The sequence below is a fragment of the Pantoea sp. Fr+CA_20 genome, assembly GCF_024520835.1.
In the GTDB taxonomy this organism is placed as follows: Bacteria; Pseudomonadota; Gammaproteobacteria; order Enterobacterales; family Enterobacteriaceae; genus Pantoea; species Pantoea allii.
This window is the reverse complement of sequence record NZ_JALNPN010000046.1, coordinates 1-1,189: the sequence shown is the minus strand read 5'-3', so window position 1 is coordinate 1,189 and position 1,189 is coordinate 1. Positions and strand designations below refer to the sequence as shown.

1 pseudogene is annotated in these 1,189 nt (G+C 51.3%); it reads right to left on the bottom strand.

Features of this window, described 5'->3' with window-relative positions:
• Nucleotides 1-11: 11 nt before the first annotated feature.
• Nucleotides 12-1,189, bottom strand: a pseudogene (locus NR177_RS23715) (IS3 family transposase); the annotation flags it as partial.

Here is a 1,189-nt window from a genome sequence, read left to right as displayed (position 1 = left end):
TTTTTTATCTTTTAAAACGCCTGATGTACCTCATCAGGCGTTTTGTATTTTAATGACAGATGAGGACGCTGGCTGTTATAGATCCTGACTGACTCACTGACCATCCTGCCTGCCTGCACCACGTCTGCCGGACGCGTAATCAGTAATTCATTTTTCAGTATGCCGTTAACCCTTTCTGCCAGCGCATTCTGATAGCAGTCGTAGCCGTCCGTCATTGAACAGACAAGACCGTGTTTTTTATGCACTGACTGATACATTGCCGAACAGTACTGAAGTCCGCGATCTGAGTGGTGGATCAGGCGGCCCTTTCCCTGCCGCTCCCTCAGTGCCATTTGCAGCGCCTTAATAACGTGTTCCGTATGCAGACTTTCATGAACATGATACCCCACGATTTTTCGTGAGAAAGCGTCCGTTACCAGACTGATGTAGGCCATACCTGTCCTTACCGGAAGCCAGGTGATGTCGGCAACCCATACCTGCTCCGGACCGGAGATAACCGTCTGCTCCGGCCCCGCTTTCAGCAGATTCGGATGCCTGTAAAAATGATGACGGCTGTTCGTTGTTTTATGATAAGCCCTTGCCGGATGAACCAGTAACCGGGCTTCCCGCAGCACAGCGAACAGACTGTCCCGCCCGATATGCAATGCGGCATCTTCCCGCTCGTTAAGAATATGCTGCAGTTTCCGGGTACCCAGTCGGGGCTGCTGTAACCTGATAAGTCTGACTTCCTCAGTAATGCGGTGTGCCTTTTCAGACCTGAGCATTTCACGCCGGCATCCCTGATACCAGGCCTGACGGCTTATCTTTAAATACCGGCAGACCCTGACGACAGTCAGCTTCAGGGATTGTGTCTGTGCTTTCGCGATAAGGACGCTAACTGCTTCTTTGTGAGTGTGGCACCGAATTCGGTGTTCATCACCTTCACGACAGCTTCAAAAAACTGCGCTTTAACTTCGGATTCAGCCAGTTGCTGCTCAAGTTCTTTGATTCGTTGTTCAGGTGTGAGGGGAAGAGATTTTGTCATGTTTCCTCCACGGGTGGTGCGCTGCCGGGATGACTGCCAGTCCAGATGACCGTATTTACGTAACCACATGAGCACGGTGGAACATCCCTGGATGCCGTAGCGTTCCTGAGCCTGGCGGTAAGTCATCTCGCCTTTTTCAACCTGCTCCACGACTGCCAGCTTAAA